The organism is Methyloglobulus sp. (assembly GCF_046714055.1).
GTDB lineage: Bacteria > Pseudomonadota > Gammaproteobacteria > Methylococcales > Methylomonadaceae > Methyloglobulus.
In genome coordinates this window covers 1-18,420 of the sequence record NZ_JBKKBJ010000153.1, presented here as the reverse complement: position 1 = coordinate 18,420, position 18,420 = coordinate 1, and the positions used below count along the sequence as shown (strand labels likewise).

Here is an 18,420-nt window from a genome sequence, read left to right as displayed (position 1 = left end):
CATTTCAATACAAAGCCTTCACCAATTAGCATCACATTGCCCCAATAACTCCGAATCATCCAGTTTAAGCATTTCAACAAAACGCGCTTTTTCTTCTTCACTAGCGACCGGATAGCGGGTCTCAAGATAACGATTCAGCAACAAATCCAGCTCTAAAGAACCTCGCCGACATTGCCACTTTAATTTAGCCAGCTCGTTCATATCGGTTATTGCCGCTTAAGCTTTTCGATTGACCAGGAGTTTTTTGGTTTCCGCGATGGCTTTGGCGGGGTTCAGTCCCTTGGGACAGGTATCAGTACAGTTCATGATGGTATGGCAACGGTACAGTTCATGATGGTATGGCAACGGTACAGTTTGAAGGCATCATCTAGCTGGTCAAGCCGCTCTTCGGTGGCCTCGTCGCGGCTATCCACTAACCAGCGATAGGCTTGCAACAACACCGCAGGGACAACTGGTAGAACAACAGCACGGGTAGGTTGGGGTGAGGCACGAACCCCAACAAAAACAACTGTCTAAACACATATGTTGGGGTTCGCAAGCTCACCCGCAACCTACGAATTGCTTAAATTGATGCGTAGGGAGTTGCCTGTTGTTTGGTAATTCAACACTTGGAAGCATGAGTCTGGTAGAAAAGGATGCCACTATCTACGATAGCTATGCGGAACACCGCAAATGGCGGGTAAACGGTAAAGCTGTTTGCCCACTACACGACTTGCCCAGAGATTCCTTAATTTCAAATGCTGAACAAGGCCCCCAGCACCTGCTCCTGAAGATTCTTGCCATATGCTTCGCTATCTATCCAAACGATTTTTGTCGGACTTCCTTAAAGCAATTGCTCGGCGGCCTGTTTATCAGTGTCCTTATTGAACAAAATGACCAGCTTTTGCAAATGTGGTTTTGTAGCCAACACAGTCAGCTCATGGGTACAGCCTTCCCGTTTGGGCGTATAAGCCCGTAAATCCATCAACACGCTATCAGCTTTATCGACTAAAGTCGCCAAAACTAATTTCCAGGTACTGTCGAAGCAAAAAAATTCGTTGATCCGGTAACGTCCGTCAGGATCGGCTTGCAAATCTAGTTTCTGGACTGCTTGCTGTAATCGCGCGTCGTCGCTGATGAACCTATCTTGCAAATGCCCGCTCAGAAACGCAAATAATTCGTCTGGATCAAGATTGCGCAATGCCAAGTCCTTGCCCGCGATCATCAAGGTGTTACCTGTGTAACGCCAACGCTCGACAACGCTGTCGAACAAAGTTTCAATCCCGTCATCGGCTCGAAACACACGCAAAAGCAACAACGTCGGCGGTTGATATGGGGGATGCAACATTGGCTTCATCAGCACCACGCTTAAAGGGATAACTAGCCATGCGGCCAATATTCCATAAGCGCTTAAGCCGGCTGAATGGCTCAGCGTCATTGCCTGGAATATCAGGGCAATCGACCATAAGCCAGACAATAAATACAACGGCTCTGAAAATACTTTGTGTCGATAAGCCTCGGCAAGGCGCCGTGCCATATAACGCACCGGATAAAAAGCTGGCAGCCAGGGAACCATGCTAAATAATATAAATACGACATAGGCATTGAAAGGTGTCGCCAATAGTAAATCCATCAACCAGGAGTCCGGGCCACCTTTGATCACTTGCTCAAGTGCGCTTAACCCCAGCAAAGACGATGCTGTCAGCAAAAAAAACACCACCAACAGATAAGGCCCAATGGCGCGAGATTTCGAGCCTGTCAAGAAAAAGACAAACACCAGGAGCGGAATTTGTTCTCCGAACAACCAGAGCAACACCGAACCTAAATTTTGGTTATCGGTCGATTTCAGCATAACCATGACACTGGTCAACAGCAAATAACTGACCGAAACCAACAATATTTTCCAGCGTGACCAGCGTTCCAATAGCCCGATACTCGGCACTAATGGCCAAGCGTTAACTAAGGTTAGCATACAAAGCCGCCGCCAACTGAACGTGTCTTCGACATAGGCATCCTGTTGCACATACGCGATAATGACTGCTAATACAGTTGCAATCAGTACAACCCCTATCCGTAGCCGCCAACGCGCATAATAGTTTTGTTGAGTAAGATCGACAGATTCAGTTTCTTGCAGAACGTCGCCGACTTTTACTCTCCTTGTCGAATAACTCTCAGATGCTTGATCTATAGGTGCTGTCCCTATCTGCATGAATTCCAGCACTTTAGTGGTATAGCGACGAGCCACCAGCAAGCTGGTTGCCCAGGCCAATACCAGCGCTACAATCAAAGCGAAAAAGATTTGTCCGTCGAAATTATTCATCACTACCCTCCTAATAAAATCTATTTTGGTCTCTGAGTTGATGTTCTCAAAAACGGCGTTGCTATAAAGTTGATTCCCTATGTCTGCGTTTGGACGTATTGGCACAATCGGCGTGTCGGTAATTTTCTCGACACATTATGCTGCCATGATGTTTAACTGCCCTAACATGTTGAACAATAAGCTCCTACGGCAACGTCCATAGCTAGGCAACTGCTCCATGCTTTGCCCTACCTCCTGCATCCTTGCAGTCGAATGGAGATGATCGGGAAGCAATACCCATTGATTGATGGTTGGTAGTGGGTGAAACCTGTGTTTTTTGATAGTCTTGTCGGCTCATTCCCGTAACCCCCGTGTATTTTGGAGTACAAACCTAGGTTTGCACTCCATTCTATCAATCAAGTTACAGATTTAACCCACTACCTGATGGTTAAAGAGCGTTTTTCACGTACCGAAGGGACGAACCGCAGATTTTCACAAACCAACTCACCACATAAAATTGCTTGCCCCAACAGTGCTTATACGGCGGTATCGTGACATGGTTTTTGAGGTTTATTTTATTGAGTTAATTTTTTAATAATATCGGGTAATCTATTACTGCACATTTCATGTGGGCACGAAAAGCTTGTGTCCACCTGTATCGCATTCTACGGATTACGCCGCGCCCATAAGGATAGATCGTAATTTACGCAGCTAATCCGTCCCCTCTTAACGCCATAAATCAATCGAGTCTGACCCTAGCTACTCGCAACCGGACTTAGCCTATCAACAGTTATTGCTGCTGGATGAAGGCCATTGCCTGCGTGGTCAGGCCCTACAAATTTGTCAATTAAACGGCGCAGAGGAACAGCAGGATGTCAGGGCGACAGGACTTGAAACGTTAAGGCAAATGGTCAGGGCGGGAACCGGTATCACTTTTATGCCAAAAATCGCCACGCCATACATGAACCCGAAGACGGTATTCGCTATATTCCTTTTGACGAACCTGTCCCCAAACGTACTGTCGGGTTGGTTTGGCGCAAAACCAGCGCACGAAATGAGTTGCTTGAGCTGCTAACGAGGCTAATGTCTGCTTAAGTCTGGGGTGGGCAAACGGTAAAGCTGTTTGCCCACCCTATACGACTCAGCTACTCCGCCTCCGCAAGGCTAAACATCTCTTTCATAACTATCTTTCAACTCTGAAAAAAATGATTGTCCAGCATTGCTCAAAACATAATGACCGCGACTGTTAATAAACATAAGTTCCCGCGATATCAGGTTGTTCTTGATTTCAGTTTCAATATTCCGATCTTTACAAAGTTTACAAGTGTGCAGAATATCGGTATATCGTTCTTCTTCCATTGCCACAACCAAGTCTTCCGATTTTATGCCTGCCCGATAATCGGTCAGCGTGTCAAAGAGATAACCTCTTTCCGTGACAATACGACCAATCACAATAAGCAATGCCTGAATTTTGATGGTGGTCTCATTTGCTTCATCACCATTGAGTTCACGGATATAGAAAAAACCTGGATGTTTATGAACCAATTCAAAGTTGATGTTTTCATATAAGACCTTATATTCGTCCAGGTTATTAAAAACCTCGTTGTATAAAGGGCTTTCTGCTAACTCGTTTGTCTTGATTTGATAATTGTGCTTATTAACGGTTTTTCCATTAATAAGGTCTGCATACAACTTTTGGCTAAGTTCTTTGCTGATCATGCGCTAAATTCCCGCTTGTTGTATTCCAAAACATACCTGTTATGCCGAATTTGGCGTTGCGGCTGTTCAAAACTGACTTGCAATTTCAAATGCCGACCATGCTTTTGTTTAAAACAACTGACACCATACAAGATATATTTGAGATGGTATTCTTGCCCCAATTCTTCCGCCAGCAAATCATGAACAACCAAATAAAGGTCATCTATAGGCGATGATATATTTGCTTTGTCCACGATCATTTTAATTTTTCGCTTGATGGCGTTGTGTGGGTCGTGTGCGGTATTTTTTTCAGCAAAAATAGTGATTGAAGCAGGAATATCACTGCGTTTATTTGTTTGTTTATCAATCAAATATTCATTGAAATAGACGACATGGTTTCTATCATGCCAGTCAATAAGCGCATCTTGTCCGCTGGAATGGGATTTTAACCCTAAGTAATAAATTTCTTGCCGATCAATCGCTTTGAAAATATATTTCTCTTTAAGATTTTCGTTGAAGGTTTTCTGGGCAATATAGAGCAAGTTCAGGTAAGCCTGTTCAATGGCGTTATAAGTCAATCGGTGCTCACGCTCTTGATGAAGATAGCGTTGCAGGGTTTGTTTAATTTTTTCAACCATTTTGTAATGGCTCAGAATTGAGAGTTTGTACTGCCCTATGTAATAACTGTCGTCTTCATAGCCACGAATGTTGTAAAGCTTTCCGATATCATCTATGAGTGTCAACGGTGGCTTGGTTTTGCTGACTTCTTTTTCGTTCAAAAACTCCAGCATGGGGATGATCTCACGATCATAAATATTTTTTACCTGCACCAGCATTTCCTGGTGCTGTTTTGATTCGTGCAAGGATAACAGCGCACTGTCATGATCCAAATGCTTTGATAGTCGATCCGCTTCATGCTGCAAATGGGCGGTATTGTTTCGAACTTGGCCGTTGATCTGCCTTAATAAGTCGAACAGGTGATTCCGTTGCTCCTGAAACTGAATATTGTCGTCGTCAAATGCCAGCGGTTGGTGTTGTTCAAAAGTGTTTTCCAACTGTATGCGGATATTCTCAAATTCCGCTTTTTTAAGGCCACGCATGCGTTCCTTGTCGAACAACCGGAAAATTTCGACGATGGCTGGTTGAAAGGCGACAATACCCCGTGACTTGTTATATTCAGAGATAACTCCGGTTTTGACTAAATTATCCAAACCGAAGGCTTCATACAAACGGTCTGAATCATTTTTGGCTTTAACAGACGTTATTTTGTCGTTCATACAGTTATAAAACACTTCAGTGGGTACGTCCTTGCGCTGATGCGAATCCATGTAATCGATTAAACGGTACATGACATCCTTGTGTTCAATCAGCAGAATCAGCGTACGGTCTAATGCAACATGCATAGGGATTTAGCTCCCGGTTGTTATGGAATAAATGCTTTCGCCAAAATGGTGAAAGACGATATCACGCTCGCCACTTTTATCGTAAATGGTATCGGAATGAAAATCGTCCAGAGTGATGAAATAATCAACTACCGAAGCCACTTCGGCGGTGACTGTGGGCGATGCACAAAATAAGGCGAAGCCGTGTTTGCTTGCTACCTTTATCGCTGTGTTCTGGTTGTATTCATCCAAGGAAGAAAACTCATCGAAAACGATAGGCAGTGTCATCCGGGTTTCCTGAGCCAACAGATCGTGCAACAAAATCGTTAACAAAGTGCAGTTAATCAACGCGTTGGTTCCGGTACTTTGATCTTTTGCTTCGCGTTTATCCAACCCATCTTTTTTATAAGAATATTTCACGTTTTTGATAATTTTACTTATTTCCAGGATACGGTTGCCCCGATTATCCGCAAAAAACTCTTCACAAAATTGGTTCAAGCGTTGATAGAGAATATCATCGTGAATATCTTGGGAGTGTAAATTAGTGTTTTTTAACTCCTCGACCAAATCTTCAAAGCGAGGATCTAACTCAATTTCCACGCGAATTTCATTCAAGTTAGAAATTTGGTAATCTTCAAATTGTTTATTGATTTTATTGATAAAATTACTGATATTGTCCCTATTTGAAGTGAGTTCGGTAATTTTGGTGCCAGTCATTTTATTGTGCTCAATAATTTGGCTTTGTAACGTATCTTCTTGAGCGGGAAGTGCTTCGTAAGTATTCCGTAAATTTTGTATGATTAGGTTTTCTTGCTCAGAATTGTAGCTGGAATATGGCGTGTCAACTGGCAAACTAAAAATACCCGATTTGATAAATTCGTTTATTTGGTTGCCTAAAGTTACTGTTAACCGATCTAAAGACTGTTTTTCCGCTTCGAGCGACGCAATATCGGCGGCAGTACTGATGTGTTTTTCAGTCAAAGCGGGAGAGCCAGAAGTTGGCATTCCTTCAAATCGTAGCTTTTCTAATTGCTGTTTTAACCCTTCTGTCTTGATTAACTGTGGGCGTAACTCCTTAAGTTGGTCGTTGGCTTGATTTTTTTTGTCCAGCGCGTCTGTATGTTGATCCCGTGTCTCGTCAATTTGCCGGGATAATTGCTTTATCTCTTGCTCTATTCCGTCGCGATCAAGTTGTTTGCCATGCCATTCATTATTAGTATCCTCAATGGCGTTCACAACGACTAAATCCGCTTTAATTTTTTCTAGCTCTTTTCCAGTTTTGCCGATCTCGTCATCAATTTTCTGGTTTGTTGATACCACTATATCTCTTTGTTTTAAAATTTCTTTATCAAGATTTTCTATTTCATCATTCAGTCTTTTTACATCCGATTCCAACCGCATTCTCACATCTTGAAGTGTTTTCAAATTGTCGTTAGCAAAAGGTTCATCCAAAAAATACAACCTATCGACCGTAAATTTAAACAGGTTGCCGAATTGATTTATTGTGGCTAATTGCGCTTCGCTGGGGCTAGCGGCAATGATCGAGAAATTTTCGTTGAGGTTACTGAGAACTGTCGCGGTATGCGTATCGGTTTTATTGAGCAACAGCTTTTCATGCTGTTCGATAGCTAGTTTCTTCTTACGTCGATCTTCAATTTTGCTATTTTGCAAGGTGACCTTGCGGCTCAGGGTTTCTCTGGCTAATTCTTTATCTTTCAGGCTGTTTATGGTTTCTTCTAATTCTGCTTTTTCAGTGTTTAAAAAACACCTCATTTCTTCGTTGTCACAATGAGCAAATTTTTTAACTATGCGTTCATAGCTTTGCTTTTTTTGGTTTAATTTTTCAATATCGTTATTAATTTGTTTTAGTTGACCTTCCAATCCACCGTGTTTAGTGCGCAATTCGCTGCCTAAAGACGCAAGCCGCTTTTCTTCAATTTCCAGCTTATTGAATTCTGGTTCTAGCCGCTTAAGTTTTTGTTGCTGTTCTTTGAATATTCGATCCAAATTAACAGCCGCTATTTTGTAATCTGTCGCATAGTTGATTAATTTATCGGCTCGAAGCCGTTGCGTCTGAGTTAGACCTTGATAATTGTCGCGGTAATTTTTTATCTCAGTTAATTTGTTTTCGGCATCCCTTAGCTGTTTATAATCATCCAGGATTTTCTGCAAATCCTGATGCAATCTATCTCGGGCATTAATTTTGTCGCTTTCAATAATAGTGGCGAAGGTTTCTGTCAATCCTCTAGTTTCGGTTTTAGCAATTTCAAAGGTAAAATTCATCAATTGCCTGAATGCCCGTAATTCGCGTTCTACTCCCGCCTCTTTTAGTGGGACTAAACAATATCGGCCTTTATTTTTGTCCAGAGGCTTGTGGGTGAACAACTTTTCCCTTATATCTTTAGTTGTTCTCAAAATCTCTGCGCCTTTTGCTTTATATTCGTCGTAAAGCGCATGTATCTTAAGCAACCCTAAATCAGCAACCGGACTACCTAAGCCGTTATTGATTTCAAGGTTATCAATGTCCCAAAAATGCTTGCGGATTTCGTCATAGGCGCAAGGCAAAACCAGCCGATCGTAGCCGAAACTATTATTTGATCTGAATAATATCAGGCAAAAAGCACCATGAATGTTTTCCGCTTCCAGAATCAAGAAGCTACTGTCTGTAGGGAAATAAAATTGATAACTGTCTTCTGTGGAATAAAGTTCGCCTTTTGAAGACTTGAATGCAAACTTGGCCTTGCAATCGTTGAAGCTGATTTCTGGAAAAAGATGTAGTTTTAAAGCATTCAGCAGCGCAGTTTTGCCTAAATTATTTCTTCCAAAGAGGGCGCAGTGTTGGTCTATTGGCAACTCAATATAGCAATAACTGATTGAGTTGATTGCGATTAACTTTTTAACGCAATAGGTGATTTTTTTATCCAGTAATTGCAGATTTTCCATTCTTAATTCCGTAAATAGATTTCTTGTTCTAACATTTTTCGTGTTTTGGCTATTAGCTGGATAGGAATCTGAAGTTTCGGGCATCTTTCGGACAATTTACGTAACCGCAGCAAATCCTTATCTTTCAGATTAATTTTGGAATCCGAAAGTAAATTTTCGGCACAAGCTGGCAGTAAAAAATTAAGCGCCGGATGTTGCGTTAAATTAGCTAGTGATTCGAAAATTTCCAGTCCTCCAACATCCAAATCCAATAAGCAGTCAATACGGGCGTAACAATTGAAAAATGCCTTATTTAGTCTGTTATTGATGGCAGTCCCAGAACCGAAAGCAATATCGAGTTGCTTGTCACTAAAACCTGGGATTTCTCGCATTAAAAAGTTTAGCGTACTCTCTTTCTGAATAAAATTTTCCTGATTTTCCATGATAAGTAAGTTCGTCGATAACCTAATCGGCGCATTCACATGACTGGCGCTATTCAGGACGACAACCGGATGTTCTGATTGGTAAGGCCATAGTATTAGCATTGCCTTGCTGACTGGATGCCTATGACTATTACCCGCTTCCGCAGCTGAAATTCGGTCTGAAATGGAAAGTTCGGGAAATCTTACTGATAAGTTATTAAAACTATCAGGATTATTAATGTTTACTTCGTAACGATTTTTGCTAATTTTGTTAACAGAAACAATTTTTAAAATCTCTTCTAAGCCAATTCCTTTTTCATTCAGCAACTTAACAAACACATCGAAATTGATAAGCTCGTGGTTTTCTATTTTTTTAAAATAATTACAAATCTGCATGGAGAAATTTATTTCAAAATAAATAAAGAGAAGCCACTAGTTTTTACCCGCTTCACTTATTGCATTGACATGATGCTCCCTAGCCAACAATAAATAAAAAGCTGGCACGACGAATAGGGTAAATAAAGTGCCCACACCCAAGCCACCGGCGATCACTAAGCCAATGTCGAAGCGGCTGGCAGCACCTGGGCCTGATGCCATGAGCAAGGGTATCATGGCGACTATCATCGCTACGGTGGTCATTAAGATGGGCCTTAGCCGGATGGTTGCGGCCTGTTCTATGGCTTCTTGCTTACTCAAGCCCTTGTTTGTTTGTAGCTGGTTGGCAAACTCGACAATCAGGATACCGTTTTTGGCGATTAAGCCGATCAGGGTAATCAACCCTACTTGCGTGTAGATGTTGATGGAGGCAAAACCTAACATCAGAAATGCCATGGCGCTGGCAATCGAAAGCGGTACGGATACCAAAATTATCAACGGATCGCGCCAGCTTTCAAACTGCGCTGCCAGCACCAGATAAATCACCAGCAAGGACATAAAAAAAGTGATGACTAAGGCGCTGCCCTGCTGGGCATATTGCCTTGAAGCGCCGGTATAATCCCATTGGAAGTTTTTGGGGAACGAGGCTTTGGCTTCTTGTTCCAAATAGGCCATTGCATCACCTAAAGCGACCCCCGGTGTCATCATGGCGGATACGGTGAGGCTGTTTAGCTGCTGAAACTGTGTGCGTTTGCTAGGCTCCACAGACTTTTCTATTTTAACCAGTGACGACAACGGTACCTGCCCACCGGACGCTGTGTTTATATAGTATTGATCAAACTTACTGGTATCCAGTCTTGAAAGGTCATCAACCTGAGGAATGACCTTATAACTGCGTCCCAATAAATTAAAGCGATTTACATAACTTCCACCTAATAATGAAGACAGGTTTTTACCGATATCGCTCATGGTTAAACCCAAGTCAGCGGCACGGTTACGGTCGATGACCAGGGTGGCTTTGGGCTGGGTAAACTCCACATCTTTCATCATATAGATGAAGAGTCCACTTTTCATGGCCGTATCAATCAGGCCATTGGCGACCTGATCCAATTGTGCGTAATCTGCATCCGTGACGATGACGAATTGCAAGGGTAATCCGCCCCCAGAACCGGGTAAGCTGGGACGGGGGAAAACCGCTGTGTTAAACCCGGCGATCTGGTTGACCTTGGCTTGCACTTCCGGTTGTATCTCCATTTGCGAACGCTGCCGCTCGGTCGTGGAAGGCATTTTGAAGCCGCCGAATACCACATTGACGCTATTGCCAAACCCAAGCAACAGAAAACTCTCCTTGTATTCGGGGATGGTCTCAAAGATGTCAACCAGTTCTCTGGTGTAGGTCTCGTTATATTTTAAAGTCGCCGTCTGTGGGCCTGTGGCGATAAAAAACAGGATACTTTGATCTTCTGTAGGGGCAAGTTCTTTTTCGGACAAGTTGAACATCAGATAAATACTGATGATGACCAGGACGGCGAAAGCCAGCATGGCTGAGGGATATTCGAGTACCTTATGCAAACCGCGTCGATATACCTCGGCAAGGCCCGTAAAAAAATGTTCTACCGTGCGTTCAAATCGATTAGGCTCACTTTTTTCTTTCAGCAACTTTGAGCTTAACATGGGCGCCAAGGTCAACGCGACCACACCGGAAATCAAAACGGCTCCCGCCAAGGTAAAGGAAAATTCGGTAAATAAAGTACCGACCAAACCGCCCATAAAACCGATAGGTGCGTAGACTGCAATCAAGGTCGTGGTCATGGCAATAACGGGCAAGCCTAGCTCCCTGGCTCCCTGAATGGCAGCCTGTAGGCGCGTTGATCCCATTTCGATATGGCGATGCACGTTTTCAACGACGACAATCGCATCATCCACGACCAATCCTATGCCCAAGACCATAGCCAGCATGGTCAGCAGGTTGATGGAAAATCCCATCAACAACATCAAAAAAGCGCCGCCAATCAAGGAAAGCGGCACGGTTACGGCAGGAATGATGGCTGCACGGAATGAACCCAGAGACAGGTAAATCACCAGCAACACAATAGCGACCGCCTCAATCAAGGTGGTCACCACCTCACTGATCGAATCTTCGATGAATTGGCTAGCATCGTATGGAAGCAGTACATGCAGATCGCTGGGCAATCCCGCTTCGATCTCTATCAAGGCCCTATGTACGGACTTGGCAACCGTGAGCGGATTGGCTCCGGGTGCTTGCTCGATACCCATAAAAATTGCGGTCTTGCCTTTATACCAGTTGACTGAGTTGTAGTCTTCGCTGCCCATTTCGGTTTTCGCAACATCGCCCAACCTGATGAGAGTCCCGTTACGTTCAGCCACTATCAATTGCCGGAAATCCTCTTCCTTAGCAATATCGGTAGTCGCGCTGAGATTGATGGCAACATAATCGCCTTTCGTCTGCCCTGCCCCAGACAAGTAATTATTGTCTTTCAGCACATCATTAATATCTCTGGCCGTGACCCCTAAGGCAGCCATGCGTTTATTGTCCAGCCATATCCGCATGGCAAAGGTTTTATTGCCCAGTAATTTTGCTTTACCAACACCAGGAATGGCCTGAATTTTCGGCTGGATTACCCGCAGCATATAATCGGTGATCTGTGCAGGCTTGATGGTGTCACTGTACAAAGCCAGATACATCAATGAGGTGGACTCGCCGGTCTGCGAAGTAATCACAGGGTCTTCAGCATCTTGAGGCAAGACATTACGCTGGCTGGCGACTTTTGCCTGAATCTGCGCGACGGCTGCATTAGGATCATAGTTGAGGCGCATGTGCGCTTCAATGGTTGAACTGCCCTGACGGCTGTTTGAAGACAAGTAGTCGATACCATCGGCTTCTGCAATCGCTTGTTGCAAAGGCGTGGTGATAAAGCCTTTGACCAGATCGCTGCTCGCACCTGGATAAGCGGTAGCGATAGTGACCACGGTATTTTCGGTTTCCGGGTATTGCCGCAATTCCAAAGCAACAATAGCCCGTAAACCGACAACCAAAATCAGCAAACTGATAACACTGGCTAATACAGGCCGTGCTACAAAAAGGTCGGTAAACTTCACGGGACAGTCTCCCGCTCACCGGGAGCTGGCTGCTTGTCCAATGTCACAGGCATACCGTTTCGTAGTTTGACTTGCCCAGCGCTGACCACACGTTCATTCTCCTGCAATCCTTTAACGATTTCTATCCGACCTACGCGAGTCTTACCCGTAATAATTTGCTTGAGTTGGACGGTCAAGCCTTGCTTGCCGGATTCGATAACAAACACCGAATCACCGTAAGGATTGTAAGAAATAGCGGTATCGGGTAAGGTCAATACCGATTTCGTCTCATTCAAAATCACTTGGACATCTACGAACATGCCCGGACGCAATAACCTTTCGGCATTGTCCAGGGTGGCGCGAATTTTCACTGAACGGGTCGCTACATCAATCCCGGAGTTGATAGCGGCAATGCGGCCTTCGAATGTTTTGCCTGGAAAGGCTTGTACCGTTAAGGTCAATACTTGATCCACATTGAGACTCGCCAGATGTTGTTCCGGCAGGGTAAAGTCCGCATAAATAGGCTGCAACTGTTGCAGGGGAACGATACCATCACCCGGCGCAAGATATTGGCCGACATTCACCTTGCGTATACCCACAAACCCGGCAAAGGGGGCGACAATGCGCTTCTTTTCAATCATAGATTTTTTTGCGGCGACGGCGGCTTTTGCTTCGTCCAATAAGGCTTTATTGAGATCGTAATCGGACTTTGATACGAAATTGCGCCCAATCAGCTGTTCGCTGCGGGCAAATTTGACCTGTTCCAGTTTTTGACTGGCTTCTAAACCTTTAAGCTCCGCTGCATCGGTACTTGAATCAAGCTCAACGAGTAATTGCCCACGCTGTACCGACTGGCCTGATTCAAAATGTAGGACCTTCACCTTGCCAGCCACTTCGCTATTGACATCAATCCCCGCCACAGCAACCAGGCTCCCTACCCCGGATAGATAAGATTGCCATTCGCTACGTTGCACAATCGTAGCTGCAACAACAGCCGGTGGCGGAACCGGAATATTTTTGACCGCCTGGCTGATTTGGAAAAACTTCCAACCAAACAAGCCGCCGAACAGCAAAAGGGACAAAAAAATAACGGTTGCGTATCGTTTGATCATGCAGAGCCTATGAAAGTAGTTTGTTTACCATAAATCGAAGGAATAACCACGAAGGACACAAAGAACACGATGTTTTCAATAGCTTGAATCAATAAGATTATTTTCTTCGTACCCTTCGTGTTCTCTGTGATTAATATACTTAGCCCGATTTGTATATTACTTTCACAGTCTCGTTAATGTGTCCTTGGCCGCCGCGCGCCCACAAAGCGCTTACGCCAATAGCCGTTGTTCATGCTGGACACCAGTACACGACCCGTGCGCTGGCTGGGTGCATGTATAAATTTATCATCATTGATAAAAATGCCAACATGGGAATAAGTTTTGCCGCTGACATTAAAGAAAACCAGGTCGCCGGAGCGGAGATCATAATTTGGCACTGACGGTAAAGTAGAGGCCATCTCATGTGTCGTACGTGGCAACCAGACGCCTTGCTTACCGTACACATGTTTTACAAAACCACTGCAATCAAAACCTTCTTCTGGCGTTTCCTTACCGTAACGGTAAGGTATGCCTTGTAAACTTAGGGCGTAGCCTATCAAGGGTTGCTGAGTTTGGATTTGAGGTTTTATTTCTGGCGTGCTTGCACAACCAATTAGCGCAGCTATAAGCAACGCCAAAACAATTCGAGCAATGGCCTTAAATCGGGATTGGAATAGCAAAGAATGATAGCTCATGACCTCAGCACATTAAACTCATGATAATGGAGTGCGACACATCAGTGTAGTTATTTATAAAGTGGGTATACAAAGCATTGCCTCAAGTCCATATCAAGTACACTGGCAGCTTATTGTGCGGTCATGCAGATTTTTGGAAGCCATAGACATAATAATTCAATAGCCTGAACCTGCTCAGCACTTCTGCGGTAGCGGTTTCAACCAAGGCAAATACGCTGTTGACACGGTGCTGTTGGCTTAACCGTCTGAGATAGCTGTAGGTAGGTAAGGTGTTCACGGTGATGTCTCGCTCGGTTTGTATCGTGAAATTAGTTTTCTTGGCAAGATTCCGATATTCAGCCACTCCATATTGCAAATTACACTTGCCGTAAAAACCGACACTTATCCTGTTCGGCAATTTGGCTTTGGCAAACGGATGTAATAAAGGATGGGAAACAAAATCAGACAATGCCAGATAACCGCCAGGTTTCAGCACCCTGAACGCTTCCTTAAAAAATTGCTCCCGGTCAGGGAAGTGGAAGATACATTCCACCGCCAGCACCACATCAAAGGACTGGTCAGGCAATGGCAAGGCGCAGGCGTTACCTTGCTTGAATTCAATGCTGTTATTGGTGGCCGGTTTAACGATGTCCCGCGCCCTAGCTAATTGCCGTTCATCAAGGTTAACGCCCACCAGATTCATACCCTGATAATTCTCATCGATATGGGCAATCGTTCCGCCAAACCCGCAGCCCACATCCAGTACACTCTGATTGTTTTCTATACGTCCCGCCAGACAGACCTGTCTGCTTAGATCTTCTGATGCCTGGGCAAAGCCCTCAGTGGTCAATGCCGCCTGTTGTGGATGCTCCCAATAACCCCAATGCACATGACGACCGAAACTTTTTTCGACGGACTCATTGCCGTCTTTAAGGGCTGCCAGCAAATAATCGAAATAAGGTAGCCGAACATCCTTATCCTTGGCTTGGTGACCCTTTAACGTTTCCGTTGCTTTTGATTGATTTTTCTTCGGCATATCAAATTTTCAAGAAATTAACCCATTCAGTTTCGGCTAACGGTATTATATCGGCAAATTTTTTATTAGCCCGATGACACCAAAAAATATTATTCGACAACCTAACAGGATGTTGAAAAAGTAGCGCTTTATGCCGGAACGCGAACTTTGTGCGAACAAAATCACGCTTGTCCGCACAGTTACAAGCTTTGCTGTCAGGTGCTTTAATAAATCCAAAAAATAATAACCATTCGTTTTCCATGACACAAAACCATTCTATTGACCTGCAACCAGCCAGTTTTCGCTCGCTGTTTTTATTCGTATTGACTCTCGGCAATTATGCCTTGATGTATCTGGCCAATATTGTCTTGGCGAGATCGCTGACGGTCGGCGATTTTGATGATTACAGTGTAGCTTTGTCGGTTGTGACCATGCTATCTACCCTGGCAACTCTGGGCCTGGAAAAATATGCCCTACGTGCAATCGCATTATTCCGGGAACGTCAGGATTGGGGGAAATTTTATGGCTTCTGGGTGTTTTCGCTAAGGACTATCAGCGGCTTCAGCTTGTTACTGGTCGTGTTACTAAGCATTAGCCTGGAAACTATATTGGCAATACGACATGCCGATTCTCATCTAGCCATTGTTTTATTTGCCGGTTTTTTACCAATCATTGCCATCACGTTATTTCTGGTGGAAGTTATTTCCGCACAGGGCGCCCATATACTCGGTATCGCCATTTACAGATTATTTATGCCCCTGGTTTATTTACTGTTAATTACTGGCGTTTCCTTGGGTAAATTCCAATTGACCGCATCAGCAGCCGTCCTTTGCCTGGGTTTGGCGTGGACATTAACTTTATGCGTCATCTGGTATGTTGCCAATAGGGTCATACCCGTTGCCGTTAAACAATCCTCGCCCTTATTGCTGGCTAAAAAATGGCTTAGCCGTTCATTGCCGCTGGTTTTCAATAGCCTGATGCTGACCATAATGACCAGTAGCGGGGTGGTGATCCTGGAACTGCTCTTCCCTTCAGGGCTGGATGTCGGCATTTATGCCGTTGCCGCACAGACGGGCGGCTTTATTTCATTAATCGGCACTTCAACCAACCGTTATTACCTACCCATGATGGTTGTCCTAGTTGAACACCGCGACAAACAAGCCATACACCGGTTAATTAATCAGCGGACGCTGGCTGTTGGCAGCCTGATTTTGGCGTTATTCATCATCATTGCATTGTTCGGGCAACACCTGTTAAATTTGTTCGGCAACCATTTTAGCGGAGGATATTTGGCTTTAGTGATTATTGCGGCAGGCGCTTCGATGAGCGCCTTGTTTGCTGACATGCCCTATTACCTTCAGTACCTGGGCTTCAATCGAATCGTATTGAGTTCGACCTTGGCCGCAACGCTAACAATGGTGACGCTGGCCTTCTTGCTGGGTAAAAACTACGGTTCTGTTGGCGTGGCTATCGCTTATATGATGCCAGTTGTCTTATTGTTTATCGGTTTTAGGGTGATGGTAAACCTGCACTTTAAGCGATTTTAACGAATAGGGAGGTCAAATTTTCGGTAGAGATTCTTACACATTAGTTTTCAAAAGAGCGGGTTGTAGCTAAAAAGCAAATGGATAAAAACGTTTGTATTCCTTGAAAGAGGAAAAAGAAATCTGGTAACAGGATGTAAGCTTTTGTATTAATACAATATAATGCCAATTTTGTTGCTTTATAACACAATTGTAATATAAACGTCATAAAACTGTCATATCGTGTCCCTATGCTTGCACGAGTTTTATTAATAACTGCGAGCATCCTATGAAATTTTCCAGACTTACCTTGGCAGTCGCAGCCTTTTTAGGCACCGGCGCAGCATCCACGGCTCATGCCATTGACCTTTATGTTGACGTCAAAACCAAGCAAATTTATGCTGAACCCGGCCCACATAGACAACTGATGGGCGCTTTCGAAAGAGTGGAAGACAAACCGGCAGTAGCGCCTGCGGACACTGCTGAGATAGCCGCTGTCCATAAAGATTTGGAAATGAAAACCAATGAGATCAATGCCTTAAAGGAGCATATGGCAGAGGCGGAAAAAGTGAAAGTCAAAATGGACAAAAAAGGCTTACAGGTTGAATCAGCAGACAACGCATTCAAGTTCAAATTGGGCGGGCGTATTCATGCCGACTCTCAATTCAGTAGCGGCGATGATTATCTTGATAAGAGTAGACCACCGCTTCATGTTGAAGCTAATGACGGAACCGAAATACGCCGAGCGCGTATGCGTTTTGAAGGCGTTTTTTACAATGACTGGTTGTTCAGGACAGAAGCTGATTTTGCCGATGACAACGTCCGTGTTAAAGATGCATTCATTGAATATCTCGGTTTGAAAGATTACGTAGTCATTACCGCCGGTCAACAAAAACAAAACTTCAGCCGTGAATTGCAGGAAAGTTCCAATGACATGATGTTTACCGAACGTTCATTGATGAACATCCTGAATAATCCAACGGTAGACCGGGCAATTGGTCTTAATTTTCAATCTTTTGGTAAAACCTATACGGCCAAACTTGGTATTTACGGCGATTCCATTACGCCAGCTAGAACTGGAACCACACCGGAAGTCAAGAATGCCGGAGATGAAGGCTGGGGCATTTCATCCCGTTTGGTTTACAACCCTATCATCGAGAAAACCAAACTGATCCATTTGGGTATAGCCGGTAATTACCGTATACCCGACGATACCGGAGATGTTGCAAAGGCTAACCAGCTTCGATATCAATATGAGACCAACAACATGTCAAATCTCGACCTGGTAGATGCCAGGGTTTTTGACGTTGATAACATCGCAATGTTAGGCCTTGAAGCAGCAGGTTTGTATGGGCCTTTCTCGGTCGGCGCGGAATATACCCGTTCCTGGATAGATCGGCAGAAGAAAGGCACTATCATTGAAAACGGCGATAGCAACCTGGAACTTGACGGCTGGTATGTGGATGCGGCCTGGTCTATCACGGGCGAATCGCGTGGGTATAAAAGCGGAAGCTTCGGATACTTGGAACCTGACAAACCGTTCAGCTTGAAAAACGGCGGCTGGGGCGCATGGGAATTGGCTGCCCGATATTCATCGGCTGACCTGAACGATGGCAGTTTTCTCGGTGGCGAACTGTCAAACGTGACCGTTGCTTTAAACTGGTACATCAACAGTAATTTCCGCATCTTGGCAAATTATACCCGATTGCTGGATATTGAAAATTCACCATTAACCACCTCAACGTCTGCTACATTGACTGGTAATAATGCCGATCTGAATACATACATGTTGCGTGCTCAAGTAGCGTACTAAGTGTTTAGTCCCACTATTAAGTGGTCTGGTTTAATAGTAAAAATAGTAGGCATTTTCTGGTAAAAGTTGAGTATAGCCTCGAAAGCCGGTAGGCGTCCAATAGCGCGTAATTTGGGGTTGAAGTTGTA

Annotated in this window: 13 protein-coding genes and 1 pseudogene; 3 read left to right on the top strand and 11 right to left on the bottom strand. The window is 44.2% G+C overall.

From position 1 onward, the window contains the following. Positions 1 to 18: 18 nt before the first annotated feature. The 3 genes and pseudogenes from ACLQ6D_RS09135 to ACLQ6D_RS09125 form a co-directional block, all read right to left on the bottom strand. On the bottom strand, positions 19 to 201 hold the full coding sequence (locus ACLQ6D_RS09135) for a succinate dehydrogenase assembly factor 2 (RefSeq protein WP_411726973.1): 183 nt from the start codon (positions 199 to 201) through the stop codon (positions 19 to 21). A gap of 15 nt (positions 202 to 216) precedes the next feature. Then, positions 217 to 446: pseudogene (locus ACLQ6D_RS09130) on the bottom strand (hypothetical protein); the annotation flags it as partial. A gap of 377 nt (positions 447 to 823) precedes the next feature. After that, on the bottom strand, positions 824 to 2,299 hold the full coding sequence (locus ACLQ6D_RS09125; protein ID WP_411726972.1) for a hypothetical protein: 1,476 nt from the start codon (positions 2,297 to 2,299) through the stop codon (positions 824 to 826). 772 nt (positions 2,300 to 3,071) lie between these two features. On the opposite strand from ACLQ6D_RS09125, the gene ACLQ6D_RS09120 reads away from it, so the two are divergent. Beyond that, entirely contained in the window at positions 3,072 to 3,353 is a 282-nt protein-coding gene (locus ACLQ6D_RS09120) for a LysR substrate-binding domain-containing protein (protein ID WP_411726971.1), read from the top strand. Between the two features lie 89 nt (positions 3,354 to 3,442). On the opposite strand, the gene ACLQ6D_RS09115 is transcribed toward ACLQ6D_RS09120, so the two are convergent. From ACLQ6D_RS09115 to ACLQ6D_RS09080, 8 genes are all read right to left on the bottom strand, one after another. Continuing rightward, a complete protein-coding gene (locus ACLQ6D_RS09115) occupies positions 3,443 to 3,997 on the bottom strand; it encodes a condensin complex protein MksE (protein WP_411726970.1) in 555 nt (184 codons plus the stop codon). Next, positions 3,994 to 5,379, bottom strand: coding sequence for a hypothetical protein (locus ACLQ6D_RS09110; protein ID WP_411726969.1), 1,386 nt, complete (start codon positions 5,377 to 5,379; stop codon positions 3,994 to 3,996). The genes ACLQ6D_RS09115 and ACLQ6D_RS09110 overlap by 4 nt, the downstream gene beginning before the upstream one ends. Before the next feature lie 6 nt (positions 5,380 to 5,385). Beyond that, on the bottom strand, positions 5,386 to 8,301 hold the full coding sequence (locus tag ACLQ6D_RS09105) for a hypothetical protein (protein WP_411726968.1): 2,916 nt from the start codon (positions 8,299 to 8,301) through the stop codon (positions 5,386 to 5,388). A gap of 2 nt (positions 8,302 to 8,303) precedes the next feature. After that, positions 8,304 to 9,098, bottom strand: a complete 795-nt coding sequence (locus tag ACLQ6D_RS09100; protein ID WP_411726967.1) for a hypothetical protein — start codon at positions 9,096 to 9,098, stop codon at positions 8,304 to 8,306. A 36-nt stretch (positions 9,099 to 9,134) separates the two neighbouring features. After that, positions 9,135 to 12,197 (bottom strand): efflux RND transporter permease subunit, encoded by a 3,063-nt coding sequence (locus ACLQ6D_RS09095; protein WP_411726966.1) that lies wholly within the window; start codon positions 12,195 to 12,197, stop codon positions 9,135 to 9,137. Further along, a complete protein-coding gene (locus ACLQ6D_RS09090) occupies positions 12,194 to 13,288 on the bottom strand; it encodes an efflux RND transporter periplasmic adaptor subunit (RefSeq protein ID WP_411726965.1) in 1,095 nt (364 codons plus the stop codon). The genes ACLQ6D_RS09095 and ACLQ6D_RS09090 overlap by 4 nt, the downstream gene beginning before the upstream one ends. 173 nt (positions 13,289 to 13,461) lie before the next feature. Further along, complete coding sequence (locus tag ACLQ6D_RS09085) at positions 13,462 to 13,962, bottom strand: C40 family peptidase (protein ID WP_411726964.1); 501 nt, start codon at positions 13,960 to 13,962, stop codon at positions 13,462 to 13,464. A 121-nt stretch (positions 13,963 to 14,083) separates the two neighbouring features. After that, on the bottom strand, positions 14,084 to 14,977 hold the full coding sequence (locus tag ACLQ6D_RS09080) for a class I SAM-dependent methyltransferase (RefSeq protein WP_411726963.1): 894 nt from the start codon (positions 14,975 to 14,977) through the stop codon (positions 14,084 to 14,086). A gap of 239 nt (positions 14,978 to 15,216) precedes the next feature. Here ACLQ6D_RS09080 and ACLQ6D_RS09075 point away from each other — a divergent pair, with 239 nt between their 5' ends. Both ACLQ6D_RS09075 and ACLQ6D_RS09070 read left to right on the top strand, forming a co-directional pair. Continuing rightward, positions 15,217 to 16,503, top strand: a complete 1,287-nt coding sequence (locus ACLQ6D_RS09075) for an oligosaccharide flippase family protein (RefSeq protein ID WP_411726962.1) — start codon at positions 15,217 to 15,219, stop codon at positions 16,501 to 16,503. Positions 16,504 to 16,768: 265 nt separating this feature from the next. Continuing rightward, entirely contained in the window at positions 16,769 to 18,292 is a 1,524-nt protein-coding gene (locus ACLQ6D_RS09070; protein WP_411726961.1) for an OprO/OprP family phosphate-selective porin, read from the top strand. Positions 18,293 to 18,420 lie beyond the last annotated feature (128 nt).

Excerpts from the sequence above, each read along its gene's own strand:
- ACLQ6D_RS09135 (WP_411726973.1), bottom strand. The coding sequence starts at position 201 with ATGAACGAGCTGGCTAAATTAAAGTGGCAATGTCGGCGAGGTTCTTTA.
- ACLQ6D_RS09125 (WP_411726972.1), bottom strand. The coding sequence starts at position 2,299 with ATGAATAATTTCGACGGACAAATCTTTTTCGCTTTGATTGTAGCGCTG.
- ACLQ6D_RS09115 (WP_411726970.1), bottom strand. The coding sequence starts at position 3,997 with ATGATCAGCAAAGAACTTAGCCAAAAGTTGTATGCAGACCTTATTAAT.
- ACLQ6D_RS09110 (WP_411726969.1), bottom strand. The coding sequence starts at position 5,379 with ATGCATGTTGCATTAGACCGTACGCTGATTCTGCTGATTGAACACAAG.
- ACLQ6D_RS09105 (WP_411726968.1), bottom strand. The coding sequence starts at position 8,301 with ATGGAAAATCTGCAATTACTGGATAAAAAAATCACCTATTGCGTTAAA.
- ACLQ6D_RS09100 (WP_411726967.1), bottom strand. The coding sequence starts at position 9,098 with ATGCAGATTTGTAATTATTTTAAAAAAATAGAAAACCACGAGCTTATC.
- ACLQ6D_RS09090 (WP_411726965.1), bottom strand. The coding sequence starts at position 13,288 with ATGATCAAACGATACGCAACCGTTATTTTTTTGTCCCTTTTGCTGTTC.
- ACLQ6D_RS09085 (WP_411726964.1), bottom strand. The coding sequence starts at position 13,962 with ATGAGCTATCATTCTTTGCTATTCCAATCCCGATTTAAGGCCATTGCT.
- ACLQ6D_RS09080 (WP_411726963.1), bottom strand. The coding sequence starts at position 14,977 with ATGCCGAAGAAAAATCAATCAAAAGCAACGGAAACGTTAAAGGGTCAC.
- ACLQ6D_RS09075 (WP_411726962.1), top strand. The coding sequence starts at position 15,217 with ATGACACAAAACCATTCTATTGACCTGCAACCAGCCAGTTTTCGCTCG.
- ACLQ6D_RS09070 (WP_411726961.1), top strand. The coding sequence starts at position 16,769 with ATGAAATTTTCCAGACTTACCTTGGCAGTCGCAGCCTTTTTAGGCACC.